This window comes from Falsiruegeria mediterranea M17 (assembly GCF_900302455.1).
Classification (GTDB): Bacteria; Pseudomonadota; Alphaproteobacteria; order Rhodobacterales; family Rhodobacteraceae; genus Falsiruegeria; species Falsiruegeria mediterranea.
Window position 1 is genome coordinate 1 of record NZ_ONZG01000008.1, and the last position, 25,691, is coordinate 25,691.

Annotated in this window: 25 protein-coding genes; 15 read left to right on the plus strand and 10 right to left on the minus strand. The window is 60.0% G+C overall.

What is annotated here, in order from left to right; translation table 11 throughout:
* The first annotated feature begins 239 nt into the window (after positions 1 to 239).
* From TRM7615_RS25580 to TRM7615_RS15450, 7 genes are all read left to right on the plus strand, one after another.
* Positions 240 to 386 (plus strand): hypothetical protein, encoded by a 147-nt coding sequence (locus tag TRM7615_RS25580; RefSeq protein WP_165821450.1) that lies wholly within the window; start codon positions 240 to 242, stop codon positions 384 to 386.
* A 271-nt stretch (positions 387 to 657) separates the two neighbouring features.
* Complete coding sequence (gene glnE, locus TRM7615_RS15425) at positions 658 to 3,444, plus strand: bifunctional [glutamate--ammonia ligase]-adenylyl-L-tyrosine phosphorylase/[glutamate--ammonia-ligase] adenylyltransferase (RefSeq protein ID WP_108789590.1); 2,787 nt, start codon at positions 658 to 660, stop codon at positions 3,442 to 3,444.
* Entirely contained in the window at positions 3,441 to 3,722 is a 282-nt protein-coding gene (locus tag TRM7615_RS15430) for a hypothetical protein (RefSeq protein ID WP_108789133.1), read from the plus strand. The genes glnE and TRM7615_RS15430 overlap by 4 nt, the downstream gene beginning before the upstream one ends.
* A gap of 165 nt (positions 3,723 to 3,887) precedes the next feature.
* Positions 3,888 to 4,667, plus strand: coding sequence for a DUF6778 family protein (locus TRM7615_RS15435; RefSeq protein ID WP_108789135.1), 780 nt, complete (start codon positions 3,888 to 3,890; stop codon positions 4,665 to 4,667).
* Positions 4,668 to 4,705: 38 nt separating this feature from the next.
* A complete protein-coding gene (locus TRM7615_RS15440; RefSeq protein ID WP_108789137.1) occupies positions 4,706 to 5,929 on the plus strand; it encodes an RSP_2647 family RNA methyltransferase in 1,224 nt (407 codons plus the stop codon).
* Positions 5,926 to 6,468 carry an RSP_2648 family PIN domain-containing protein gene (locus TRM7615_RS15445; protein ID WP_108789139.1) on the plus strand — a complete coding sequence of 181 codons (543 nt, stop codon included), beginning with the start codon at positions 5,926 to 5,928 and terminating at the stop codon, positions 6,466 to 6,468. The genes TRM7615_RS15440 and TRM7615_RS15445 overlap by 4 nt, the downstream gene beginning before the upstream one ends.
* Positions 6,469 to 6,563: 95 nt before the next feature.
* A complete protein-coding gene (locus TRM7615_RS15450; protein ID WP_108789141.1) occupies positions 6,564 to 7,376 on the plus strand; it encodes a class I SAM-dependent methyltransferase in 813 nt (270 codons plus the stop codon).
* A gap of 71 nt (positions 7,377 to 7,447) precedes the next feature.
* Here the strand turns inward: TRM7615_RS15450 and TRM7615_RS15455 are convergent, their stop codons facing one another.
* Positions 7,448 to 8,539 carry an Ntn hydrolase family protein gene (locus tag TRM7615_RS15455; RefSeq protein WP_108789143.1) on the minus strand — a complete coding sequence of 364 codons (1,092 nt, stop codon included), beginning with the start codon at positions 8,537 to 8,539 and terminating at the stop codon, positions 7,448 to 7,450.
* A gap of 194 nt (positions 8,540 to 8,733) precedes the next feature.
* Between TRM7615_RS15455 and TRM7615_RS15460 the strand changes: the two genes are divergently transcribed.
* Positions 8,734 to 9,072, plus strand: coding sequence for a helix-turn-helix domain-containing protein (locus tag TRM7615_RS15460; protein ID WP_108789145.1), 339 nt, complete (start codon positions 8,734 to 8,736; stop codon positions 9,070 to 9,072).
* Here TRM7615_RS15460 and TRM7615_RS15465 read toward each other — a convergent pair.
* The 6 genes from TRM7615_RS15465 to TRM7615_RS15490 form a co-directional block, all read right to left on the minus strand.
* Complete coding sequence (locus TRM7615_RS15465) at positions 9,069 to 9,755, minus strand: M48 family metallopeptidase (protein ID WP_108789147.1); 687 nt, start codon at positions 9,753 to 9,755, stop codon at positions 9,069 to 9,071. The genes TRM7615_RS15460 and TRM7615_RS15465 overlap by 4 nt on opposite strands.
* A gap of 55 nt (positions 9,756 to 9,810) precedes the next feature.
* On the minus strand, positions 9,811 to 11,730 hold the full coding sequence (locus tag TRM7615_RS15470) for a DUF3604 domain-containing protein (RefSeq protein ID WP_108789149.1): 1,920 nt from the start codon (positions 11,728 to 11,730) through the stop codon (positions 9,811 to 9,813).
* A 97-nt stretch (positions 11,731 to 11,827) separates the two neighbouring features.
* Positions 11,828 to 13,012 carry a vWA domain-containing protein gene (locus tag TRM7615_RS15475; protein WP_108789151.1) on the minus strand — a complete coding sequence of 395 codons (1,185 nt, stop codon included), beginning with the start codon at positions 13,010 to 13,012 and terminating at the stop codon, positions 11,828 to 11,830.
* A gap of 4 nt (positions 13,013 to 13,016) precedes the next feature.
* A complete protein-coding gene (locus TRM7615_RS15480; protein ID WP_108789153.1) occupies positions 13,017 to 13,184 on the minus strand; it encodes an apolipoprotein acyltransferase in 168 nt (55 codons plus the stop codon).
* A gap of 6 nt (positions 13,185 to 13,190) precedes the next feature.
* Positions 13,191 to 14,561: a DUF2927 domain-containing protein gene (locus tag TRM7615_RS15485; protein WP_108789592.1), complete on the minus strand. Its 1,371-nt coding sequence runs from the start codon at positions 14,559 to 14,561 to the stop codon at positions 13,191 to 13,193.
* A gap of 339 nt (positions 14,562 to 14,900) precedes the next feature.
* Positions 14,901 to 15,746, minus strand: coding sequence for an AAA family ATPase (locus TRM7615_RS15490; protein ID WP_108789155.1), 846 nt, complete (start codon positions 15,744 to 15,746; stop codon positions 14,901 to 14,903).
* Between the two features lie 448 nt (positions 15,747 to 16,194).
* Here TRM7615_RS15490 and dksA point away from each other — a divergent pair, with 448 nt between their 5' ends.
* Both dksA and TRM7615_RS15500 read left to right on the plus strand, forming a co-directional pair.
* Positions 16,195 to 16,617, plus strand: coding sequence for an RNA polymerase-binding protein DksA (gene dksA, locus TRM7615_RS15495; protein ID WP_085796397.1), 423 nt, complete (start codon positions 16,195 to 16,197; stop codon positions 16,615 to 16,617).
* A gap of 72 nt (positions 16,618 to 16,689) precedes the next feature.
* Positions 16,690 to 17,889 (plus strand): FAD-dependent monooxygenase, encoded by a 1,200-nt coding sequence (locus TRM7615_RS15500; RefSeq protein ID WP_108789157.1) that lies wholly within the window; start codon positions 16,690 to 16,692, stop codon positions 17,887 to 17,889.
* On the opposite strand, the gene xth is transcribed toward TRM7615_RS15500, so the two are convergent.
* A complete protein-coding gene (gene xth / locus TRM7615_RS15505; RefSeq protein ID WP_108789159.1) occupies positions 17,856 to 18,662 on the minus strand; it encodes an exodeoxyribonuclease III in 807 nt (268 codons plus the stop codon). The genes TRM7615_RS15500 and xth overlap by 34 nt on opposite strands.
* A 369-nt stretch (positions 18,663 to 19,031) precedes the next feature.
* On the opposite strand from xth, the gene TRM7615_RS15510 reads away from it, so the two are divergent.
* From TRM7615_RS15510 to TRM7615_RS15520, 3 genes are all read left to right on the plus strand, one after another.
* A complete protein-coding gene (locus TRM7615_RS15510) occupies positions 19,032 to 19,574 on the plus strand; it encodes a DUF6749 family protein (protein WP_108789161.1) in 543 nt (180 codons plus the stop codon).
* A gap of 72 nt (positions 19,575 to 19,646) precedes the next feature.
* Complete coding sequence (locus tag TRM7615_RS15515; protein ID WP_108789163.1) at positions 19,647 to 20,720, plus strand: DUF6902 family protein; 1,074 nt, start codon at positions 19,647 to 19,649, stop codon at positions 20,718 to 20,720.
* Positions 20,717 to 21,616 carry a DMT family transporter gene (locus tag TRM7615_RS15520; RefSeq protein ID WP_108789165.1) on the plus strand — a complete coding sequence of 300 codons (900 nt, stop codon included), beginning with the start codon at positions 20,717 to 20,719 and terminating at the stop codon, positions 21,614 to 21,616. Before TRM7615_RS15515 ends, TRM7615_RS15520 begins: the two co-directional genes overlap by 4 nt.
* A 9-nt stretch (positions 21,617 to 21,625) precedes the next feature.
* Here TRM7615_RS15520 and TRM7615_RS15525 read toward each other — a convergent pair whose 3' ends face one another.
* Positions 21,626 to 21,949, minus strand: a complete 324-nt coding sequence (locus TRM7615_RS15525; protein WP_085795818.1) for a HesB/IscA family protein — start codon at positions 21,947 to 21,949, stop codon at positions 21,626 to 21,628.
* A 79-nt stretch (positions 21,950 to 22,028) separates the two neighbouring features.
* Between TRM7615_RS15525 and TRM7615_RS15530 the strand changes: the two genes are divergently transcribed.
* Positions 22,029 to 23,183: a deoxyguanosinetriphosphate triphosphohydrolase gene (locus TRM7615_RS15530; protein ID WP_108789167.1), complete on the plus strand. Its 1,155-nt coding sequence runs from the start codon at positions 22,029 to 22,031 to the stop codon at positions 23,181 to 23,183.
* On the opposite strand, the gene TRM7615_RS15535 is transcribed toward TRM7615_RS15530, so the two are convergent.
* Positions 23,184 to 23,741 carry a putative pterin-binding protein gene (locus TRM7615_RS15535; protein WP_108789594.1) on the minus strand — a complete coding sequence of 186 codons (558 nt, stop codon included), beginning with the start codon at positions 23,739 to 23,741 and terminating at the stop codon, positions 23,184 to 23,186.
* A gap of 133 nt (positions 23,742 to 23,874) precedes the next feature.
* On the opposite strand from TRM7615_RS15535, the gene argS reads away from it, so the two are divergent.
* A complete protein-coding gene (argS, locus tag TRM7615_RS15540) occupies positions 23,875 to 25,620 on the plus strand; it encodes an arginine--tRNA ligase (RefSeq protein WP_108789595.1) in 1,746 nt (581 codons plus the stop codon).
* Positions 25,621 to 25,691: the final 71 nt, after the last annotated feature.

Below are 25,691 nucleotides of genomic sequence, written 5' to 3' on the forward strand. Positions count from 1 at the left end.
TACAAATCCACGTGCTTCAATCCCGCCCTCCGTCAAAACGAAGAGCCTAACAGGACAGGCCAATCAGCCCATCTGCAGCAAGACAATCTCGCCGCTTACGTGGTGCAGTATTCCACCGGCGTTCTCAACGGCCTTTGAACTGGATTTCAACAGTAGGGTTTGGGTGTGTTTTGCCCTTGCAAGGGGCTGTAGTGGCGCTGGTCTCGACCTATGTCGAGACCAGCAGAGGAGATGACTTGATGTTGGAATTTCGGATCAAGAAACACCGCAACGGGACCTTTGAAGTGGACGGCCAGACCTTTCCAGACGAGGCCACAGCAGTGAACATGTGCATCCGGATGGCCCAGGACCTGGATAAGCCGTACCGCATCTACTACCCCCTCTGAAGCTCAGCCTTCAGCTCATTGAACGCGCGCGCTGCAGCCAGTGGCATCACCCCGTTAACGGCCGCAGCGGATCGGTCCAACCCGAAGGCCAACCCATCAACAGGTCGGTAAAGCGAGGGTTTAAGGACAGGCCATCGGTCGAGTGTTTCGCCCCACAGCTCACATTCACCCAGGCCCGGTGCGAAGGGCAGGGTGCGACGTGGTTGCTCAGGTGGCGCTTCCGGGCGTTATCGCATTGACGCGGGCGGCGGGGGATGGTCACCCTGCGGGCATGACCACACCGCTGCATATCTCCCGCACGCCCCGACCTTTTGACCCTGACCTTGGCACCGAGACGCTCGACCGGTTTCCTGCATTATCGTCTGAACGCGCGGCGCTTATATCGGGCACTGCGGGCAGCAGCCCGTATCTGAAAGGTGTGCTGGAACAAGAGGCCGAATGGCTGGCCGAGGCGCTGGATGACCCAGAGGGCGCGGTGGCGCGGGTTTTTGCGGACTGTCGGGCGTTGCCCTTCGATCAGCTCAAGCCGGGGCTGCGGCGGGCCAAACGGCGGATCGCGGGGCTGACTGCCCTGGCCGATCTGTCCGGCGGCTGGCCATTGGAGCGGGTGACAGGCGTTCTGACCGACTTTGGCGCCTTGGCGGCGGATGTGGCAGCCAAGGCCGAGATTGCCAATCTGATCCGGCGCAAGAAACTGCCGGGGCAGACCGAGGACGACATCGAGACGGCGGGCGGCATGGTTATTCTGGCCATGGGCAAGATGGGGGCGCATGAGCTGAACTACAGCTCGGACATCGACCTGATCGTGCTCTTTGACGAGACCCGCTATGACCCCGATGATTTCTATGAGGCGCGGCAGGGGATGGTGCGGGCGACGCGGAATTTTTGCGCCGCGCTCAGCGACCGGACGGCGGATGGCTATGTGTTCCGCACCGACCTGCGCCTGCGCCCCGATCCGGCGGTGACGCCTGTGTGCCTGGCGACCGAAGCCGCCGAGCGGTATTACGAGAGCCTGGGCCGCACCTGGGAGCGGGCGGCTTATATCAAGGCGCGGGCCTGCGCCGGTGACATCGCGGCGGGGGAGCAATTCCTGAAGACGTTGACACCCTTTGTCTGGCGGCGGCATCTGGATTTCGCCGCTATTCAGGACGCCCATGACATGCGCCTGCGGATCCGCGAGAACAAAGGCACTGGCGGGCCGATTACCGTGCCGGGTCACGACATGAAGCTGGGTCGGGGCGGCATACGCGAGATCGAGTTTTTCACGCAGACTCGTCAGCTGATCGCCGGTGGGCGTGATCGGGACCTGCGCGTGCGAGGAACTGTGCCGGGGTTGGCGGCATTGGCAGCCAAGGGGTGGATCCCGCAGGATGTGGCCGAAAAGCTAACCGATCACTATCGCGCGCATCGCGACGTCGAGCACCGCATTCAGATGGTCCACGACGCGCAAACCCACCGTGTGCCTAAGTCTCAGGACGGGATGGAGCGGGTGGCCTGTCTGATGGATCTGGACCTTGCTGGCCTTCAAACCGACCTCAAGGAACGCCTGACCGAGGTGCATGACCTGACCGAAGGGTTCTTTGCGCCTGACGCGGCGCCAGCCCCCGCACATGACCCCGCGCCGGTGGAGTTTGACACCGATGTCATTGCCCGCTGGCCGACGTATCCCGCACTCCGGTCCCAACGCGGCGCGCAGATTTTCGAACGAATCAAGCCCGAGTTGCTGTCGCGCCTGTCGCGCACGGCCAAACCGGACGAGGCGCTGATGGCTTTGGACGGGTTCCTGGCGGGGTTGCCTGCCGGGGTGCAGCTTTTTTCCCTGTTCGAGGCCAACACACAGCTCATCGACCTGCTGGTCGACATTGTCGGCACCTCTCATACTTTGGCCAGTCACCTGTCGCGCAACGCATCCGTGTTCGACGCGGTCATTGGCGGGTCGTTCTTTGATGACTGGCCGGGGGAGCAGCTGTTGCAGGCCGAGCTGTCTGACGCATTGGGCGCAGAGGGAGACTATGAACGCCAACTCGACATGGCGCGGCGCTGGACCAAGGAATGGCATTTCCGCGTCGGTGTGCATCATCTACGCGGGCTGATCGACGGAGCTACGGCAGGGCGGCAGTATTCGGACCTGGCGAGTGCCGTGATCGCTGCGATCCTACCGATCGTCACGGCCCAGTTCGAGGCCAAGCATGGGCCCGCACCGGGGCGGGGCATGGCAGTTCTGGGCATGGGATCGCTGGGGGCCGAACGGCTCAACTCGACATCCGATCTGGATTTGATCGTGATCTATGACCCGCAAGGGGTGGAAATGTCCGACGGCAAGCGTCCGCTGTCGACACGGCCCTATTTTGCGCGCTTCACCCAGGCGTTGATCACGGCGCTGACGGCGCCGATGGCGCAGGGCAGGCTCTATGAGGTGGACATGCGCCTGCGCCCCTCGGGCAGTCAGGGGCCGGTCGCGACCAGTTGGAGCAGCTTTACCAACTATCAGCAGAACGAGGCCTGGGTGTGGGAGCATCTGGCCCTGACCCGCGCGCGCGCGGTGGCCGGTGACGCAAGCCTTGGCGAAGATATCGAGGCGTTCCGCCAAGAGGTGCTGAAAGAGCCACGTGACCGCACGAAAGTTCTGACCGAAGTGATTGAGATGCGCGCGCGTCTGGCCGCTGCCAAGCATCCCACGGGTATCTGGGACGCCAAAACCGGGCCAGGACGGATGCTGGACATCGAACTGATGGCCCAAACCGGCAGTCTGCTGGCGGGCAATTCGGCGCGGGACGTGCATTCCGGTTTGGACGCGGCGGTCGCTGTTGGGGCGCTGAATGTCGCGGATGCCCAAACCCTCAAAGACACCTATGACCTATGCTGGTCGGTGCAAACGGCGGCGCGGCTGCTATCGGGGCAAGGCATCGAGGTCGAAAAGATCGGCGAAGGCGGCGGCGCATTCCTGTGCCGCAGTGCCGGGTTTGATCAGATCACGGATCTTGAGGCGGCGCTGGCCGATGGGTACGCAAAAGCGGACGCCGCGATCACTGCGACATTGGAGAAGGGGCAGGGATGACAGGTGAACGGGACATGCTGGACCCCAAGGGGTTGATCCGAGAGTCTTATCGGATCGAGGGTATCGTGGCATCGCAATGTCGCAGTATCTTTCTGGATTGGGCGCTGAGCCTGCCAGACGGTCAGGATTCCCGCGATGCCATCGCTGCGCTTCTGGATCGCTATGCAGACCAGCCCGAGGACCATCCGATGTCCGTCGTTCTGCGTCAGGGGCTGGCTGAAATGAAATCTCCTAAGCGTCGAGGCGGGTGGCGTTCTCGACCAAGAGACAATGTTTGAGTTTGTTTATCACTCCGGAAACAATCCTTTAGAAGGTCCGAAATTGTTCCAAAACCTCTAAATCGGTCGGAAATTGTCTCAAAGTTGCCTCAATTGAGGACGAAACCTTGATGCATCAAAGGTGCAAAGAGTCTCAGTGAGGGGCTCGTTCAAGGAGAAGAGACAATGAAATCCATGCGACTGATTATGCTGATGGGTTTGGGACTGACTGTCTCGGCATGTGCTGCTGTCGACGTGCCGACGCGCAACGCCCCTTACGAGCAACTGCCCGATGGCGCCGTTGCGGCCCCCGCAGGCTATGAACTCACACAAGTTGAACGCCAGCCCATTCCCACCGCTGCCGTAGGGCAGGTGGCCATCGCCGCATCGCGGGCTGCAACCGATGATGCCTCGACCGGTCTGGCCAATGCGCTTACCATCGTACCGGGCCAGGCTCCGGTGTCCGTCAATACCGTGACCGTGCTGGTCCCGCGCGCGCTGAAAGTGTCCGAAGCAAACCGGTATCTGCCGCGTGGCGACATCGTATGGCGCGAAGATCCCATTGGTGACCGTCACGCTCAGGTCCAGAAAATCGTGCAGGCTGCCATCGTTCAGGGTGTGACCCCGCTGAACGGTCCCGCGTCGGTTGACGTTGTCATTCAAGTCAAGCGTTTCCACGCGCTGACAGAAAAGGCCCGTTACACCACCGGCGGTGTCCACTCGATCACATTCGATCTGGTGCTGAAGAACCCTAAAACCGGCGAGAATGTCGTGCCGGTCCGCGAAGTGCGCGCCGATCTGGACGCATTCGGCGGTCAGCAGGCCCTGCAGGCCGAAGCCCGTGGTCTGACCCAAAAGGTCCGTATCACCAACCACCTGGCCGAAGTGATCCGCCAAGAGCTGACCAACCCCGAAGGTTACAAGAACGCTTCGCTTGGCTTCTTCCAGGTGCTCAACAACATCTGAGCCTTTCACAGCCAGACCAATCTTAGTAAGAGGGCGCCATGACAGCGCCCTCTTTTGCATCTCAAAGCCCCGCAGATCGCCCAACCGTCCGCATGAAGCCCAAGACCAACGCCCGCGCCGTGCGGCATGGTTTCCCTTGGGTTTATGCCAACGAGATAGTCACTGACCGCCGGACCAAGAAACTGGCCCCTGGGACGCTGGCCGTTCTCGAGGATGAGACGCGCCAACCTCTGGGGCTGGTCTCGGTCAATCCGAACTCTAAAATTTTCGCGCGGATGCTGGACCGCGATCCAGCTGCCGAGCTGACCGCCGCCTGGTTCGAGGCGCGTTTGAGCAAGGCACTGAACCTGCGCGAACAGCTCTACGATGCACCGTTCTATCGTCTGGTTCACGCCGAGGCCGATGGGTTGCCGGGCGTGATCATCGACCGCTTCGGCGATGCCTGCGTTCTGCAACCCAATGCCGCCTGGGCTGACGTACATCTCGATCTGCTGTCTGAGGCACTGGCCAAGGTCACCGGGGTCACCACCATCCTGAAGAACGCTTCGGGTCGTACACGTGGTTTGGAAGGGTTGGATGATGTGAATGCGGTGCTCAAGGGCGCCGCGCCGGACGCGCCGGTACATGTGCCGATGAACGGGGCGACTTATATGGCGGACCTTACTGGCGGTCAGAAGACAGGTCTTTTCTTTGATCAGCGCGAAAACCACGCCTTTGCAGCGCGGTTGGTACATCCTGGCGCCAAGGTGCTGGATGTCTTTTCGCATGTGGGCGGTTTTGGCCTGGCCATGCTTGCCGGTGGAGCAGGCGAGGCGCTGTCGGTTGATGGTTCGGCAGCAGCCTTGAGCTTGGCAGAGCAGGGCGCTGAGGCGAGCGGGGTGGGTGATCGTTTCACCACGCGCAAGGGGGATGCCTTTGACGTGCTGACTGCGCTAGCGGATGAAGGGCGAAGCTATGACGTCGTGATCTGCGACCCGCCTGCCTTTGCACCGTCGAAACAGGCGTTGGAGGCCGGACTGCGCGCCTATGAACGTGTGGCCCGACTGGCCGCGCCTCTGGTGCGAGAGGGGGGATATCTGGGCCTTTGCTCCTGTTCCCACGCTGCTGACCTGGGCAAGTTCCGCACCGCATCGGCGCGCGGCATCGGACGAACCGGGCGCAGCGCTCAGCTGCTTCACACTGGATACGCTGGCCCGGATCACCCGCAACTGCCGCAACTGGCCGAAAGCGGATATCTCAAGGCGGTCTTCTTCCGCCTATGAAGGCTGTTCTGGACACCTGCGTCATCTACCCCACTGTGATGCGCGAGATGCTGTTGGGCGCGGCCAAGGCGGGGTTCTACACCCCGTTGTGGTCGGCCCGGATCCTGGAGGAATGGGCACGCGCCAGCATCAAGCTGGGTCCCACGGGTGAAGCGCAGGCCCGGTCCGAGATTGCGCTTGCCCGCGCGAATTGGCCAGGGGCCGAAGTTGCGCCGGCACCGGGCATTGAACAACGCCTCTGGTTGCCTGATGCGGCGGATGTCCACGTGTTGGCCGCAGCGGTTGCTGGATCCGCAGATCTGATCGTTACCGTCAATCGCCGCGACTTTCCGCGTCACCTGTTGGCGGAAGAGGGGCTGGACCGCATCGACCCCGATACATTGCTTATGCAGTTTTGGCAGGACCAGCCCGATCAGATCGCCTTGGTCGCGGCAAAAGTGCTGGACGAGGCCAATCGCCTGTCCGGGGACGCATGGGAAATGCGCCCGTTGTTGAAAAAGGCGTGCCTGCCGCGATTGGCAAAAGCTCTGTCGATCTGATCGCAGTTTCCGGGCCTTTGGGTGCCTCATTCGCCAATTGGCGGAAAACTGGTTAAGGTGTCACTATTTGACACTTTGTTAGTCAGGGGGACTCCATGTCTACCAACGCAGCCAATTTTGTCGGAGATATCCCACACCACTATGATACGGGTTTGGGACCAGCGATTTTTCACGACTATGCGGATCGCTTGGTCGAGAGATGCACCGCAACAGGGGCCACTGATGTTATCGAGATGGCGGCCGGCACCGGAATTGTTAGCCGCAAGCTTCGCGATCACCTTGACCCGGACGCAGCACTGACAGTTACCGATCTGAATGCGCCCATGTTGGACATTGCGCAATCCAAGTTTTCAGAGGGCGAGAATGTTCTGTTCCAAACGGCCGATGCGATGCAACTGCCATTTGACGACGACAGCTTTGATTTAATGCTGTGCCAATTCGGCGTGATGTTTTTTCCTGACAAGCCCGCGTCCTTCCGTGAGGCAAAGCGTGTTCTAAGACCCGGTGGACGCTATGTGTTCAACGTTTGGAGCGCGATGTCTGAAAACCCGTTTTCCGAGGTCGCGCATACGGTTGCAGCCAGCTTTTTTCCTGATGATCCGCCAGGCTTCTACAAGGTTCCGTTCCATTATGGTGACCCGGATGTCGTTCGTGCGGATTTGGCTATTGCAGGCTGGTTGGACGTGGAGCATTTGACCACGAGGATAGACAAGGTGGTGGCAGACCCCCAGGGTTTTGCGACCGCTTTGGTCTATGGCAATCCCCTGATCGAACAGATCAGGGAGCGGGGCGGCGTTGATCCGGATGAGGTGGCAGATGCAATGTTGAGCGCGCTTCAGGGCCAGTTCGGCATGGGCGAAATGACGATGCCCTTGTCCGCAACCTTGTTTGACTGCCGTATGCCCTGACCGCAGCAGTCGCACAAAATACGACACCCGCGCCAAGGCTGGCGCGGGTGTACGAGCGTTGGGGGGCTGTTTTACGACCCTGCGCCCGGTTGGCAGGGGGTGAATTCGATCATCCGGCGACCTTCGTTGGCCTGGGCCATCGCGTCGGCGCAGACCTGACCGCCGTTCAGTTCATGGGCGATCTTGGCATCGGTGATCGAGTAGCTGATCTCGGCTGCAGTCGAGAAGTCGCGCACCGTCACCACATCATCACCCAGGATCGTCCGGCTGGTCTGCCAAGTGGTGTAGGTGTCCCCGATCGTGGGGTCGATGACCTGCGCCGGGACACTCGCGCCGCTGTCGTACATGGTCTGCACCGTGCCAAGCGCTTCGGCCTTGGACATGCCCTCGAGCGTGATGTTCTGGTTCAACCAGGCCAGACGCAAGTGACGGCTGGGCGAGGAGATATCTGCGGGCACATTGGCGGCCGTCTTGCCATCTTCGGCGTTGAACTGGGCGATGTTTGCGCGGTGCTCTTGCAGCAGCGGGGCGTTGGCTTTGACGCCAAGGTCGCTGTCTTGAACATTGCCGGTGTAGACCATGACCTTGCCGCCCTCGTTCACCTGGAACAGGGTGACGTCGCCGTTGGCATCAACTGCCGAAACGTGAACGCCGTGCTGTCCGGCTGCGCCCAGATCTGCGGACCACGCAAGCTGGAACTCTCCGGCCTCATAAGCGGCGGCGATCTGCGGGGCGGTGTCGTACATCGCAACAAGATAGCCGGGGGCGTCGGCCAGGTTCACAGCAGGGGCGTCCGTATCTTCATACGCGCCGATGAAGTCTGCACTGACGCTCATGTAAAGCGTGTCGGCCACCATCCCCTTGTCGTTGAAGGCCTGCGCCTGCACCCCGTAGAAAGCATTGTTTTCTACCCAGGCTACGGTGAAGTTGCGGGCGTTTCCGTCCGCCTGTGCCGTGTAGCCGTCGGCCGTGTAGGTGGTGACATCGTCGCCCACGCCAAAGGTTACAAGGTCCATTCCGGTTTTCTTGCCCCAGTCGACCGAGCGTACATAAGCGACGCCGTGGTCCGAGGGTTTGGCCAGACGCGAGCAGGCGCCAGCGGCAGTGGCGAGAGCGGTCGAGGTCATCAAGGTGGCCATCATCAGTTTCGAAAGGAAGGTCATGGCGGTTCTCCGTCTATCTTGGTGGATTGATCATCGTTCTGATGCTCAGATAGACGGTTGATCATCGCCTTGCAACGGTTTGGCGTGCGATTTGATTGCATGGCTGCTATGCATCATTTGGTCGATGAGGTTGAAAACCGAAATGTTCGGCGTTAGGTCGAGGACGTTAAATCATCGCCACTTGAGGAAATGACGTGCATTTCAAGGATGACGCCGAACTTGGCAAACATATCGCAAGCAAGATCGCAGCCCTGATCGAAGAGCAGGGAACCAACCCCGGTGCCGTGGCGCGCGAGGCGGGGCTAGGGGTTACGTCCGTGCGCGATATCCTGAGTGGTCGGGCCAAAACGCCTAACGTGGCCACTTTGGTGAAGATTGCGCATGTCTTGCATGCCGACCCCGGCGATCTGATCACGCCGATGCAAAGCGACCCGCAGGCCAATGCGCTCTACTTTGCGTTGGACGAGGACAATCAGCGCCGCGTGCGCGCGATCATGCGGGCGCTGCTCAGCGATCAAGAGGCGCGCGGCTAGGCCTGATCCCAGCGGGTTTCCAGCACCTCGAGCGCGGCGATGCGCTCGTGGGTCTTGGGGTGGCTCATCAGCCAAGCAGGCGTGACGCCTGCGCGCTGGCCGGTCAACTCTTCGAGCTTGTGGAACAGGGATTTCTGCGGGCCGATGCCGATGCCCGCCTTGGTCAGCAAGGCGGCTGCGTATTCATCAGCTTCGTATTCATCCGAACGGGACAGGCGTGCGGCCAAAAGGGACGTCAGACCGCCTGCGATCCAGGCTCCGATGAAGGGGATAAACCGGCTCAGAATAACGGCCAAAGCAGTGCGCATGGCGTTCTGACCGGAAAAGTCGATCATCCGGCGGCGCGAATGCCCAAGCGCCACATGCCCCATCTCATGTGCAATGACCGACGCCATTTCCGGCCCCGTGATCTCGCCGTTCTTGTACTTGCGGTAAAACCCGCGCGTGATGAAAATGCGACCGTCCGGGGCGGCCAGCCCGTTCACCGGATCGATCTCATAAATGTAGACCGGAATGCGATGCAGATCGAGCGCTGCTGCCAGCCGGTCGGTCAGTGCCTTTAGGCCAGGATCGGCCAACTCGGTCGATCGTGCGTCAAGCTCGCGGTTGGTGCGCCACACGGAAAACCGGTACATGGCCAGCGCATACAAAATGGCCAGCAGGATTGGGGTGAACCTGATCATGTCTCAAAGATGGGGCCAACGGGCGGGCAGGGCAAGGGACCTGCCCGCATTGTGATCACCCTTCGGGTGCGTACCAGATGGGCGAAGTATAGGCGCGCTCTTGTCCAATGCGGACCGCATCAGCGGGAACCTCGGCGCCCAGGCGCACCTGATCATAGAGCACCCAACGGGGTGTGGGGATCTCCAGAACGCGCGCGTAGTAGAACGCCTGCTGGCCTGCATCGAAATCAGGATCGGTCCAGACGGTGGCCAGCTCTGATGCGCCGATGGTGTTGGTCCAGCTTGCGGCTTGCTCATCGACTGTGTTGCCGACGGGCGGAACCTGTCCGTTGGCGTCCGGTTCGCGATCGTCGGACCAGGCAACGTCATAAACCTTTTCGTGCAGCGCACCGTCTGAATCCATCCAACCCTTGACGATCTGCACCCGGTCCAGATTGGCTCCGATGGGGTCGCGCAGGGCATAGACCATGAATGTGGGCGCGTCCGAGGTTGCCGCGCGCAGGTCACCACCCATGGGCACGCCCTTGTCATAGCCAACAAAGGCGGGGTTGCGGGTGCGCAGGTCCGCATCCGAGAACTTCCACCCGCCAAAGAAGCGCACCGCCATGCGGGGGCCGGTGGTGGCGTAAACCTCGCGCCGGACCATAGCGTCCCAGATAGAGGCGCGGGTGTTTTCCTCAGCCCAGACCCCGGTGTAGCCCGAGGCGACCAGCGACCAGCCCGGGAACTCGCCCTGATCGGTCTCGGTGAACGGATGCGCCATGCGGGTGGGCGACGGTTCGGCGTTGGTGGCCTTGCCGAAATAGTTGTCGCTGTCGGCAGTCGCGAGCGATGTGTGGCTGTCGGTGGCGCCCGAAAAGCCAAAGCGATAGGGGTTGATGCCGAACTTTTGCTCCAGCGCAAAGCCCTGCTTCAATGCCTCGCGGGCGTATTCACCGCGCAACATCTCTGGGGTCTTGGCCTCGCTCAGGTCCAGATTGCCGGCATCCCAGGTTTCGTAATCGGCAAATTCGTCATCCGGGCTCAGAACCGGATGGGTCTCGCCATCGCCCTTGATCTGGGTGATCTCGTACAGCGGTTCCCATTTTGCGCGGGCGGTGACATAGGCCTCGTCGACCATATCGCCGGTAAAGCGCTCGTCAGTGGGAAACATGATCCCGTTGGATAGGTTGCCGTTGTGGGCCAGGGCAAAGGCCTGACCGCCGGTTTTGGCCTCATAATCCTCTAGCCAGGCATATAGCCCCATGGGGTCCGTCGTACCGCCCGGTCCTTGGGTGACCATCGGCTCGACCTGCTGCGCCTTGTTGGCACCATCGCGCAGGATGACGTTGCGGTGGAGGTTGTTGCCCTTGTCGAGCGACGTCCATTCAAAGCCATGAAAGGCAGTGAACCGACCGGGCTCGTTATAGGTCTCGGCTGTCTGAATCAGATCTTCCCAGACTGAGGCATAGATGGGGGAGCCCGGCGAATAATCCGCAATCAGTTTGGGGTCCATCTCGCCTTGGGAAAAAGTGGTGATCAGGTCGAGTGTGGCTTTGACCGACGCCTCTCCGCCCTCATTGATGGCCTCGCTCCAGCGTCGGCCCTGATCGGTGGCCAGAACGTTTGGCGCGCCGTCTTTGAGGTCAAAGATCATGCCCATGCCATCGGAGTGTTCGGTCACGACCAGCCAATCCAGTGGGCGGGCCAGCTTGACCGGTTGGCCCGAGGCGGCGGTGACTTCCTCGCCACGCGCGAACTTATAGGCAGTATCTGGGCCGGTGGTGTTGCCAAAGAGGCCCGCATCCATCGAATAGCCGGTGTGCAGATGCGTATCCCCCCAGAATACGCGACTGGGGAATGAGCGCTTGGCGTAGGGCGAATAGGCCTTGCCGGGATATAGCCCCTGAAGCGATTCCTGTGACGGGACAAATTGTGCAGCGGCGGGGCCGGTCAGGGCCACGGCGGCGGCGGAAAGAAGTAAAATACGTCTCATGAATACCCCCATGAGTCTGAAACAAAGTCATAGCAGTGATGGCCACAGCTTTGCACGTAAGGGGCAAGATACGAAGGAGAATTTTCCGCGAAGCGGGTTAGCGCGTCAACTCGCGCATGCCCTGTTCCAGACCGGAGAGGGTCATTGGCACCATGTTGTCGGCAAAAATCTCGCGGATCATGCCGATGGAATGGGTGTAGTCCCAGTATTTCTTGGGCACCGGGTTGATCCAGAGGTTGGAATTCCACTGATCGCGCGCGCGTTCCAACCAGACCTGACCGGCTTCGGGGTTCCAATGCTCGTTGGCACCACCGGGATAGGCGATCTCATAAGGTGACATGCTGGCGTCGCCGACAAAGATGCACTTGTAGTCCGGCCCATAGGTGCGCAGCACCTCATGCGTGGGCATCTGCTCGTCCCAGCGGCGGCGGTTGTCGCGCCAGACGCCCTCGTACAGGCAATTGTGGAAGTAGAAGTACTCCAGATGCTTGAACTCGGTCCGAGCGGCGGAAAACAGCTCTTCCACCACCTTGATATGGGGATCCATCGAGCCACCAACATCGAGAAACAGCAATACCTTGACCGCGTTGTGACGCTCGGGGCGGGTTTTGACGTCCAGATAACCGTGCTCGGCCGTGGCGCGAATGGTGCCGTCCAGGTCCAGCTCTTCATGCGCGCCTTCGCGGGCCCATCGGCGCAAGCGTTTCAGGGCCACTTTGATGTTGCGGGTGCCCAATTCGACGGTGTCGTCCAGGTTTTTGAATTCGCGCTTGTCCCAGACCTTGACCGCGCGCTTGTGGCGGCTTTCCTTCTGGCCGATGCGCACGCCCTCGGGGTTGTAGCCATAAGCGCCAAAGGGCGAAGTACCGGCCGTGCCGATCCACTTGTTGCCGCCCTGATGGCGACCCTGTTGTTCCTTTAGCCGCTCTTGCAGCGTCTCCATCAGTTTTTCAAAGCCACCCATGGCCTCGATCTCGGCCATCTCTTCGGCGCTCAGGTGCTTTTCGGCCATCTTTTCCAACCAGTCGCTGGGAATATCGACCGCCTCGATCACCTGCTGAAAGCTGATCTCTTCCAAACCCTTGAAGCTGTGTGCAAACGCCTGATCGAACTTGTCGATGTTGCGCTCGTCTTTCACCATCGACACGCGAGCGAGGTAATAGAACGCCTCGACATCGTATGTGGCCAGACCCCGTTTCATCCCCTCCAGAAAGGTCAGGTATTCGCGCAAGGAAACGGGAATGCCAGCTTTGCGGAGGTTTTCGAAAAAGGGCAGGAACATGAGATCAGAGCGCCAGTCGGTGAAGGATAAGTGTTGCTACCACCCCAACAAGCGCAAAAGCAATTCCGTAACCGGCGGCATACTGGGCTATATCGGCCCGTGTGCCGTTACGTTTTTTGGCGGTCATCCCGCCCAGAACCGCCCCCACAAGGGCAAATCCGATAATGATCATCTGCGTTTAGCCGCCCGCTCGATTGTTGGGGTTCAACGCCGAGATTTCACGCATCCGGGCGCGAACCGCGTGGTCCGAGCCAAAGCCGTATCGTGCCCAACCCAGACTGTCCAGTCTGACGGCGCGTGCCTCGCTGCCGCGGCCCTGCATTTCAAGCGCTTCGGCCTTGAGCAGCATCAGCATCGACATGAGCGAGGCATTTTCAGCCCGAGCCGCGGTGGCGATGGCCGGATTGATCTGACGCAAAGCCCCATCGGCGTTTCCGCGCGAGATTTCATAGGCCGAGGTATAGGTGGCGATGTTGGCGGTGTGCAGCTCTGTCCCCGGCGTGCGGGCCAGGAACTGTTGTGCTGTGCCGAAATACTGCTGGGCCTTGACCGGATCGGTGGCCTGCGTCACGCGGCCGAGATTGAACAGGCTGAACGCGTGGCGGTGATCCTGCCAGCCTTCACGCTGGGCAATGGCGACCGACTTTGTGGCCGCTGATTTTCGCTGTGCAGGTGACGACCCGGGGCCGAATGTCTTTTGCACGGTGTCGATCCAGGCGCGCGGCGTCGGCGTGATCGGCTGTGCCGGGATCGAAATTCCGCGCGGGTTCATCTGGGCCAGTATGTCGGGCAGGATACGGGCCACCTGTTCGCGGCTCATGCCAGTGCGCAGCTCGGGCGCGTATGTGGCGCGCAAGATCAACATGTCGAAACCGGTCAGGACGGTGTGGATGTTGTCGTCGTTGAACACCGAATCCGGCAGGCGATACAGGTCATTCAGCGGTCCGATGGCCTGTGCCAGCTCTTCATGGAGGCAATCGCGGATTTCCTGCGGGCTGGCGTTGTAGGGCAGGAAGATCCCCAATCGTTCGCGCGATGTGATCTGCAACCAGTTGGTGCGGGGCTTGCGGCGATCCCGGCGGAATTCGGCAAGGCTCGAGACGTTTGGCACCACAAAACAGGCCGCCTGAGGCAGGGCGCGGCGGATTTCATCGCGGCTGATCGCCTCGATCGTGATGTTGGCGGGCTGATCCGAACGGACGTGAGTGATGTTGATTCCGGCCTCGTGGCGCAAACGACCAAGCAAACGCCCAAGATCGCCGTTCAAGGTCGACGACGGCTGACCGGTCACGCGCACGGTGATCGGCGTCTCGAACCGGGTGAACATCGGCAACGCGCGCCCGCTTTCAAGCTGGAAATGAAGCGACAGGAAATCCTGGGCGATGTTGCTGTTGGATCGGATCGGGGCTGTGGGGTGTGGGGTCACAAAGGCTTTGATCGGCGGCAGTGAGCTGTCGGCAATCTGGGCGCGTGTGGGCGTGTCTTCGAGGGGCACAGTGTTGCAGCCGGCTAGAAATACAGCCATGGCCAGCGCGGATTTGCGGATCATCAAGTTACCCCCAAGCATCAGACGGACGTTGCCGTCGTCCGGTCACAATAAAATTGTTCAAACACGTAAAATAGCGCACATGGCCGCAAGGCCAGCCTTTTCCGGTCAAAAGCGCCCAAGGCGCGGGATTTGTGCAATCTGATCACTCTGGGTCCGGTCCAATTGGCGTGAAGTACGAATTTGCTTAACCTGTAGCGCCTTCGCGTCAGCAGTATGGTCGCATTCTGACACTGTTAAGGCAAGGCGCCGCCAGATTGCAACGCATGATGCAAACACGCGGGGCAGACACAAAAAAGCCCGCAACCTGTGGTGCGGGCTTTGATGAATGATTGCCGGGATTTAGCGCTGGCCGCGCGCCATGAACGCGAGGCGTTCGAACAGATGCACGTCCTGCTCGTTTTTCAGCAGTGCGCCGTGCAATTTGGGCAGGGCACTGGCGCCATCGCGCTTCAGATCCTCGGCTGTCAGATCTTCGGCCAGAAGCAGCTTGAGCCAATCCAGCACTTCTGAGGTCGAGGGCTTTTTCTTCAACCCCGAGGTTTCGCGGATCTCATAGAACTGCGTCAGCGCCGTGGTCAGCAAGCCCTCTTTGATGCCGGGGTGGTGGACCTCGACGATCTTGCGCATCGTGGTCTCATCGGGGAAGCGGATGTAGTGAAAGAAACAGCGGCGCAAAAAGGCGTCGGGGAGCTCTTTTTCGTTGTTCGAGGTGATGATCACAATCGGGCGCTGTTTCGCCTTGATGGTGTCGCCGGTCTCGTAGACGTGGAACTCCATCTTGTCGAGTTCCTGCAACAGGTCGTTGGGAAATTCGATGTCGGCTTTGTCGATCTCGTCAATCAACAACACGACCTTTTCATCCGCCTCAAAGGCCTGCCAGAGCTTGCCCTTCTTGATGTAGTTGCTGACGTCGTGGACCTTTTCCTCGCCCAACTGACTGTCGCGCAGACGGCTGACTGCGTCATATTCGTAAAGACCCTGCTGCGCGCGGGTGGTCGATTTGATGTTCCATTCAATCATGCGCAGACCCAAGGCACCTGCGACCTGTTTGGCCAGTTCGGTCTTGCCGGTCCCCGGTTCGCCCTTGACCAGCAAGGGACGTTCCAGCGTCACGGCGGCGTTCACGGCAATCGTCAGATCATCTGTCGCCACATATTCGGCGGTTCCCTGGAAGCGTGCGGTCATATTTGGCCCTCTTTCACTCGGATATCGTGGCGCAGTGCGCGTTGCCCCATTGGGTAGTTTGGTCGGGGTGGTTTGACAAGGTGCGCCGCTGCGTCCCCTTGTCGGTATTTCTGCGGAGAATTTCAGCTCTGGGGCAAATTACGGGCTCTTTGGTGTTTCCGTTTGAGGCTGAGTCGCAAAGTGATAGTTTATTCCGGCCAATTCTGTCGGAATTCCGGTCAGGGGCGGACCCGACCGGTAACTGTTGGGTAAACAATAGGGGGCACAATGGCCAAATTAAATTGGGGTTTGGCCCGCTTTTGCCACAGGTCGGGCGTTCCCGGTTCCGTGATTGTGTTTGTGTAGTGACATTCTTAAGAGCGTCAGATAAATGCAGCGGCAGAAGGGGGAGCCAAATGTCTGGAGAAGCAAGATGACGGACGTTGTGGGCCATACCGAGGGAGCCAAGATGAAGCAGGAAGTTTTTCTGCCGGAGGACTACCGTCCGGCCGAAGATGAACCTTTTATGAATGATCGGCAGCTTGAGTATTTCCGCCGCAAGCTGTTGAACTGGAAAAACGAACTTCTGGCGGGAAGCCGTGACACCATCGAAGGTCTGCAGGACAGCACGCGCAACATCCCTGATGTTGCCGACCGCGCGAGCGAAGAAACCGACCGCGCACTTGAGCTGCGCACCCGGGACCGTCAGCGCAAGCTGGTTGCCAAGATCGACAGCGCCCTACGCCGGATCGACGAGGGCGAATATGGTTACTGCGACGTAACGGGCGAGCCCATCTCGCTCAAACGTCTGGACGCCCGTCCGATTGCCACCATGAGCCTGGAAGCTCAGGAACGGCACGAGCGGCGCGAAAAAGTTCACCGCGACGACTAAGGTCGTTTCGCGGGTTGCAAGATCAAACGCCGGGGCTTGTCGCTCCGGCGTTTTTCGGTTCAAGAGGCCCGTATGGAACTGAACGGTCAAAAGATCATCGTTGTTGGGGCGGGCGTCGGCGGTCTGGCCGCGGCTCTGGCCTTTAGACAACGCGGCGCGGATGTCACCGTGCTGGAGCAGGCCGAAGCCATCACCGAGGTTGGCGCGGGTCTGCAGATCAGCCCAAATGGCGGCGTGGTTTTGGACGCGCTTGGTCTGACCGACGATCTGGCGCAGCGATCGGTCAAGGCCGAGACCGTTCAATTGCGTGACTATCGGCGGGGCGCGCCTGTGGTCGCATTGGATCTGGCCAGCCATGCAGCCGATCAAACCTATCTGTTTGTGCATCGGGCCGATTTGATCGACGTGCTGGCCACAGCCGTGCGCAAGGCGGGCGTACATGTGCGGCTGTTGCAAAAGGTTGATCAACTCGTGCCAGGGCGCGTGCCTGTCGTGTCGCTGGCCAACGGGGCGCAGATGCAGGCGGATCTGGTCGTGGGCGCGGATGGGCTGCATTCCAAGGCCCGCGTGGCTCTGAATGGTGAGGCCGAGCCGCAGTTCACCGGCCAAGTTGCTTGGCGCGCAACCGTGCCCAACGACCTGGAACTTGGATCGCAGGCCCAGGTCTTCATGGCGCCGCACCGGCATCTGGTGTGTTACCCGCTGCGGGGCGGTGATCTGGTCAACATCGTTGCGGTACAAGAGCGTGCCGCCTGGGTCGCCGAAGGGTGGAACCATCAGGATGACCCAGAGGTGATGCGCGAGGTGTTCCGGGACTTTGGCGGGCAGGCGAAACACCTGCTCGGCCGCGTTGAACAAGTGCATTTGTGGGGGTTGTTCCGCCATCCAGTGGCCGAGCAGTGGCATGGGGACGGCCTGGCCATCCTGGGGGACGCTGCGCATCCGACGCTGCCGTTTCTGGCACAGGGCGCCAATCTTGCGTTCGAAGATGCCTGGACGCTGGTCGACAGCCTTGTCCGGGCCGGATCACAGGGTGAGGGGCTGAAGCTCTACCAAAGCCGCCGCCGAGATCGCGCCGTCCGCGTGATCGAGGCCGCCAATGGCAACGCGTGGAAATATCATCTGAGCTTTCCGCTCCTTCGCTTTGCCGCCCATACGGCCATGCGCTTGATGGGGCGGTTTGCCCCCGAAAAGATGGTCAAACAGTTTGACTGGCTCTATCGCCACGATGTGACGGATCAGAGATCCAACTCGACCCAGACCGGCACGTGATCTGACGGTTTCTCGCGCCCCCGCACTTCGGCGTCGATCTGGCAGTCTTGCAGCAGGTCGGCCGCTGTGGGTGTCAGCAGGAGATGATCGATGCGGATGCCGTCGTTGCGGTTCCAGGCTCCGGCCTGATAGTCCCAGAACGAATAATGCCCTGGACCTTGTGTGCGGGCGCGGAATGCCTCGGTAAAACCCAGGTTGACGATCCGACGATAGGCCGCGCGGCTTTCAGGTCGATGGAGCGCATCTTCCAACCAGGCTTGGGGGCGTTTGGCATCCTCGGCCTGTGGGATGATGTTGTAATCGCCCGCCATCAGGGCAGGGGTCTCATCCGCGAGCAGTTCTTGCGCGCGAGCGTGCAGCCTGTCCATCCAGCGCAGTTTGTAGTCGTATTTGCCACCGGGCACCGGTGTGCCATCGTCCTGCAGCTCGACCGGGTTGCCGTTGGGCAGGTACAGTCCACAAATCCGCAGCGCCTGCTTGCCGACCACGGTCGCCTCGATCCAGCGGGCCTGTTCGTCGCTGTCATCGCGGGGCAACCCGCGAGAGACATCCTCGAGCGGCAATTTCGACAGGATCGCCACCCCATTGAAACTCTTTTGCCCGTGGGTCTCGACGTTGTAGCCGCGCTCTTCGAACAGCTCACGCGGGAAGGCCTCGTCCACGGATTTGATCTCTTGCAGCAGCACGACGTCCGGCTGCGCTTCGTCCAGCCAAGCGGGCAGGGCCTGGGCCCGGGCTTTGATGCCGTTGATGTTGTACGTGGCGATTTTCATGGGACGATCTCCGGCTGACTGCAGTTTGATCTATCGCCGATGTAGGGGGGCAGGGCAAGCGTGGGATTGGGGGGAATCGGATCCGGGGATTCGGCGGAAATGGGGCGGAAATATGGCCATAGTATTATGTGATTCGTTTTCAATCAGGGGTAGATACGTGTAAAAACACCTAAAAATCAGGCCTGTGGATAAGAAATTGTGTTCGATCCCAGATTTTTCAAGAGTCGAGGTTTGCCATATTCCTGCCCAATTTTCTTAATGTGGATAACTTCAGTTACTCACACCCCTGAATTGAAAAACCAGTTTTAGACTCTCGGTTAAGCTGCAAGCGTGAAAGGGCATTCAACTTCGCAAAATGAGGAATTGACCATGTCTGCTCAGCACAAGATCACCGCCACCACCGAAGCTCTGATCACTGGCCGTAATAGCCTGTTTGATGGCGAAGGCACTGCCATGTTTTCGTCCGGCTCTGCCCCCACAATGACCACCGATGCCTTTGGCGGTGACGCAACCGAAATGTTCTCGTCCGGCTCCGCACCGACCCTGACAACCGAAGCTATCACAGGCGACGCGGTCGAGATGTTCTCGTCGGGTTCCGCGCCTGTCACCACCTCTGCCACAGCTGGTGATCTGGTGCAAATGTTCTCGTCAGGGTCGGCACCTGCCGCCAGCGCCGATGTCATCACCGGCGAAGGAACTCAGATGTTCTCGTCCGGTTCCGCGCCGTCGGCCAGCGCTGATGCGACTACTGGTGAAGGTACTCAGATGTTCTCGTCCGGCTCGGCTCCGTCGGCCACCGCCAATGCCACCTCTGGTGAAGGCACTCAGATGTTCTCGTCGGGCTCCGCTCCGGTGGCCAAAGCCGACACAACCGCAGGCGATGGCACCCACATGTTCTCGTCGGGCAGCTGATCTGACGCGCACGTGCGTCTGAAGTTGAAACGGGGGCGTTCAGGAAACGCCATTTGAAACGGAGACTACCCCATGACAAATGTCATCCACCTGAACGCGCCTGTTCAACGTCTGGACCCAAAAGTGCGCAATGCCAATCTGGTGGCCGGGTTCGCCCGCCACCGGAGGGTCGGCGACGATGTGTTCTGGCTGAAAGAGAACGCAGAGCTGCTGAACATTCTGGAATGCACCGGCCTTTCACTTTCCGATGACGCCCTGGCCCCACATCATGGCTTCTACGACCGGATCGAACAGCGGTTGGGATTTTTCCCGCAATATTACCGCTTCTTGCTGTCGATCTGCCTGGATCTGGAGGATCTTGGCATTGCTGGCACAAAGGGTGAAGCTTTATGCCATTGGATCGCCCGTGAACGTTTGGCCGAGGCCGAACTGTCGGATCTGCAACGCGCCGAAGCCCGGCGTTTGTTGGCGCGACGGGGGGTGGACAGTGGTGCAGACGACGGGTTGACCGAGCGCCTTCATGCCTTTGTTAACCGTTCTGTAACTTTTGCGCTGCCCAATAAGAAGGCGGCGTACGAACTGACCCACATCCTGTTCTACCTGAGCGAATACGGCCGCCGCGACCCACAGGTGTCAGAGCAGGCGATTACCAGCTTGGAGTATGCCGGATTATTGGCCTATCTCGATCAAAATGCCGATCTGCTGGCCGAGGTCTGTGTCGCCCTGCGGTATGCCGGGGCCACGCCTTCGCCGATTTGGGAGGGATGGATCGCGCGCGAGGTTGCGCGTTTTGCCGTCCAAACCGAAGATCACGCAGATCCGCAGGATGATTACCACGACTATTTCGTCTGCAACTGGTTGTTGGCCATGTCCGGAAAAGAGGCATTCAAACACACCGCAGATGACACGCGGATGAGCTTTCATCGCGCCAGCCACTGGCCGGGTCCGCTGAGAGACATCTCCGAATGCCTGTTCCAACTGGATGACCACCGCTGTGATGACTGGCAGGTGATGCGTCTGAGGATTGAGCCGTCTCTCAGCGAGATGGGCCACGACATCCTGGCCGAGGCTGAAGAGAGCTCTGATAAATTTGACAGCTTTTTCAGGGCCTTCTCGCGGACCGGCCTGCGTGGAGCTGCTCTATGAGGGCCTCACTAATTGGCGCGGCTCTGGTCGCGCTTTACACAATTCTGATTTCATCCGCCGACGCGATCACCAAACTGATCGCGGGTGGCTATGCGGCGCCTCAGCTGTTTTGCCTGTCCGGGCTGATCGTTGTGGCGCTGAGCCTGTTGATGGATCGCTTGCCCTCACAACAACAAGGTCTGCGAACCCGCAGTCCCCGGGCGATGGCAGTGCGATCTGGGGCCACGGTGTTGGCGGCGGTCTGTTTCTTCAACGCTTTTGGGGCGCTGCCCTTGGCCGATGTCTTTCTGTTCATCGGGTTGATGCCGCTGTTGTCGGGGTTGATGTCAGGCCTGATCCTGCGCGAGCAAGTGCGCCCCTCGGCCTGGTTTGCGCTGACGGCGGGGTTCATCGGGGTGCTTAGCCTTTTCCCAGGCGGTTTGCAGGCGGTGACGACTGGCCATCTGTTTGGCCTGGGCGCTGCCGTGTTCGGAACGCTGTCGATTGTGATGTCGCGTTACATCGGCCGACATGAGTCGAACGTGTTGGCGCAGGTGTTTTACCCGAACCTCGCGCTTTTTGTGGCGATGGGGGCGGTGTTGCCTTTTGTCTGGGTGCCTATGCCGCTGTTTGATCTGGCGTGGGTGGTGGTCTACGCCGCCGTGCTGTTTTCGGCCCGTTGGGTCCTGGTCTTGTCGTTGCGCAAACTTGCGGTCTATGTGGTGACGCCGCTGATGAACCTGCAATTTGTCTGGATGGTGATCCTGGGGGCGGTGTTTTTTGGCGAACTGCCGACAACCGCGACCCTTCTGGGCGTGGCCATTGTCATGGTCTCGGGCCTCTATCTGGTGTGGGAGCAATTCGCCCCGGAACAGGCAGAGGATACCTTGGTGCGAAACTTTAAGACAGATCCGTAACGGTCTGGTTTACATCGAGAATGATGTTCCGCAACCACAAGAAGATGTGGCGTTGGGGTTTTCGATCACAAAGCGCGCGCCGATCAATTCTTCGGTGAAATCGATCACTGCGTTTTCCAGAAACGGCAGCGATACGGCATCGACGACAACCTTTTCGCCCTGACCCTCAAGGATCAGATCGTCGGTGCCGGGTGCGTCCAGCGCAATCTCGTACTGAAAGCCCGAACATCCGCCACCTTCGACGGCCACGCGCAGGGCTTGACCCTGATCGGACGCGCCGATTTCGGCAAGGCGGGCAAAGGCGCGGTCTGTGACTTTGGGAGGCAGATTCATGCCGGACTCCAACGGTTTCTTTATGCTGCGTTGTGCAATATAGAAGTCTCAAGGACAGGCGACAAGGACGAGGCTGCACATGAGGGCAGGTTTTGCCTCGGATCCGGACCGGGCGCGGGGGCGTTTGGTTCCTGAGGAGGAGAGCAGTTTTCGCTCCTGCTTTATGCGGGACCGGGACCGTATCATTCATGCAAGCGCGTTTCGGCGGCTCAAGCACAAGACGCAGGTCTTTGTCGAACATGAGGGCGACAATTACCGCACGCGGCTGACGCATTCGATCGAGGTGGCACAGGTGGCGCGCACAATCGCGGGCGCTTTGGGGTTGAACCCCGAACTGACCGAGGCGGTGGCGCTGGCCCATGATCTGGGCCACACGCCCTTTGGCCACACCGGTGAGGATGCGCTTCACGAGATGATGCTGCCGTATGGCGGGTTTGATCACAATGCGCAGGCCATCCGCATCGTCACCAACCTGGAACGGCACTATGCCGAGTTCGATGGTCTGAACCTGACGTGGGAAACCCTTGAAGCGATTGCTAAACACAACGGACCAGTGACGGGGGAACTGCCCTGGGCTCTGGCCGAATGCAATACCGGGTTCGACCTAGAGCTGCACACCCATGCCAGTGCCGAGGCGCAGGTGGCGGCGCTGTCAGATGACATCGCTTACAACAATCACGACCTGCACGATGGGCTGCGGGCGGGGTTGTTCACAGATGACGAGATCGCCGAACTGCCCATTGTCGGCGCGTGTTACGCCGAAGTCGACCGGATGTATCCCGACACTGACGCCTACCGCAGGCGGCACGAGGCGCTGCGGCGGGTGTTTGGTGTGATGGTGAGCGATGTGATCGACACCTCTCGGGCGCTACTGGCAGGTTCCGGTGCTGAAAGCGTCGAAGATGTGCGCCTGCTGGGGTATCCGGTGGTGCAGTTCTCACCTCAGCTTTGGGCGCAGCTCAAGGTGATCCGCAAATTCCTGTTTACACGCATGTATCGCGCGCCATCGGTCATGGTGAAACGGGCCGAAGTGTCCAAGGTCGTTGAAGAGCTGTTCCCGATTTATCTGAATGATCCCAAGCAGATGCCCGCACGCTGGCATGCCGACATCGAGGCTGCCGGTGATGAGACGGCATTGGCGCGGATTGTCTCGGATTACATCGCGGGCATGACCGATCGCTTTGCGCTGCAGGACCACGCTCGTCTGACCGGGAGCGATCCTGCGCGGGTCTGATCACTCGATCCCGATATAGGCGATGGCCCAGACCTGCTTTGCGGGAATGGCCTCTGCGTCTTCGGCATTGTCGGTGGGTGGAAAGACCACCATTGTCGGACCATAGCTGCCAATCCCCATCGGCGCGCCGTCCGCATGCGTGGCCAGGATCGGGTTCAGACGCTGGATCATGTCCCAGGGGATCTCGGTCTGATAGCCATCCATGGCCATCGGCAGGGCCGATTTGCCGCTTGCCCCGGCCAGGGCCATTACATCCGCCAAAGAAGGCCCGGAAAACGCGTACTCCCGCTGACTGTCTTCAGGGCCATAAAGGATTGAGATTGTGTGCTGTGGCAAGCTGCCCAGCATGGCCGTATCCAGACCAACAGCTGTGTCAAATGCGACCTCGAGAAATCCGAACAACCCGCCATCATCCACACCGCGCGCGGGCAGGTTGCTTTCGCCAACCGCACCGCCCAGTGTCACCAGAACGGGACCAGAAGGCGCAGCAATCTCGGCCACAATGTGCAGGGGGGACAGCAAGGCGACGCAGAGGGCTGCCGTTCGTGCAAATGTCATGAAACGCTCCATTCGGTTGACTGGTCCTGACCCTAACCGGGAAATGGCACAGGCCAAGTGAAACCTTATGCGCGCTGACATTGACCTTGGCGCTTTGCGTGGTAAACCGCCATCCAAGCAAAAGGACATCGCAATGAACCTGTTTTCCGAGATCCGCAGCCTCGTGCTGGACGCGCTTGCGCAAATGCAGGCCGAAGGGACCCTGCCTGAGGGGCTGAGCTTTGACAATGTCGCGGTGGAGCCGCCGCGCGATGCCGCCCATGGCGACATGGCGACCAATGCCGCCATGGTGCTGGCCAAGCCTGCCAAGATGAAACCGCGCGACATAGCGGATGCTCTGGCCGCCAAACTGGCTGATGATGCGCGCGTGACTTCAGCCGAGGTTGCTGGCCCGGGCTTCCTGAACCTGCGTCTGGCCGACAGCGCCTGGCATGGTGTTCTGTCCGCGATCCTGGAGCAGGGCATGGCTTATGGTCGCTCAGGCATGGGGCAGGGCAAAAAGGTTAACGTCGAATATGTCTCGGCCAACCCCACCGGTCCGTTGCACGTGGGCCACACCCGTGGCGCGGTGTTTGGTGATGCTCTGGCGAGCCTGCTGGATTACGCAGGCTACGACGTGACCCGCGAATACTACATCAATGACGGTGGCGCGCAGGTCGATGTCCTCGCGCGGTCTGTGTACCTGCGGTATCTGGAGGCGCACGGTGAAGCGGTCGAATTCCCCGATGGCACCTATCCGGGTGAGTATCTGGTCGAAGTTGGTCAGACGCTTAAGGACAAGGTGGGCGATGCCTATGTCGGCCAGGGCGAAGAGGTTTGGCTCGAAGAGATCCGCAATTTTGCCACCGACGCGATGATGGATCTGATCCGCTCGGATCTGGCGCAGCTTGGCATCGAGATGGATGTCTTCTTCTCGGAAAAATCGCTTTATGGCACGGGCCGGATTGAGGCTGCGTTGGAAAGCCTAGACAGCAAGGGTCTGATCTATGAAGGCGTGCTGGAGCCGCCAAAGGGCAAAAAGCCCGAGGATTGGGAACCGCGCGAGCAGACGCTGTTCAAATCTACCGAACATGGCGATGACGTCGACCGTCCGGTTAAGAAATCCGACGGCAGCTGGACCTATTTTGCGCCAGACATTGCGTACCATTTTGACAAGGTTTCCCGTGGGTTCGACGAACTTATTGATGTGTTCGGGGCTGATCATGGCGGTTACGTCAAGCGGATGAAAGCGGCTGTTTCGGCGCTGTCGGATGGCAAGGTGCCGCTGGACATCAAGCTGACGCAACTGGTGAAGCTTTGGAAAAACGGCGTGCCGTTCAAGATGTCCAAGCGTGCTGGCAACTTTGTCACCCTGCGCGATGTGGTCGATCAGGTCGGCTCGGATGTGACGCGGTTCGTGATGCTCACTCGCAAGAATGACGCGTCGCTCGATTTCGATTTCGACAAGGTGCTGGAGCAAAGCCGAGAGAACCCGGTGTTCTACGTGCAATATGCGCATGCCCGGATCCAAAGCGTTCTGCGTCGTGCCGCCGAGGCCGGAATAGCAACGGATGAGGCGACTTTGAAAGCGACCGATCTGGCCAAGGTGGGGCATGAGGCCGAGCTGGCCGTGGCCAAGAAGCTGGCCGAATGGCCACGCCTGGTCGAGATTGCTGCCCGCACCAACGAACCGCATCGCGTTGCCTTCTACCTCTATGAATTGGCTGGCGATTTCCACGCGCTTTGGAACCGTGGCAACGGATTGCACGAGCTGCGATTCATCCAGGATGGCGATGCCGCCACAAGTCAGTCAAAAATTGCGTTGGCACAGACAGTTGCCGTTGTGATTTCGGCTGGCCTTGGTATTCTTGGGGTGAAACCGGCGCAAGAAATGCGATAAAAAACTCGCCAAGCCGCCGGTCTGAGGCAGACGACAAGAGAACCTGAGCACGGCAACGTCCGTGCAATCGG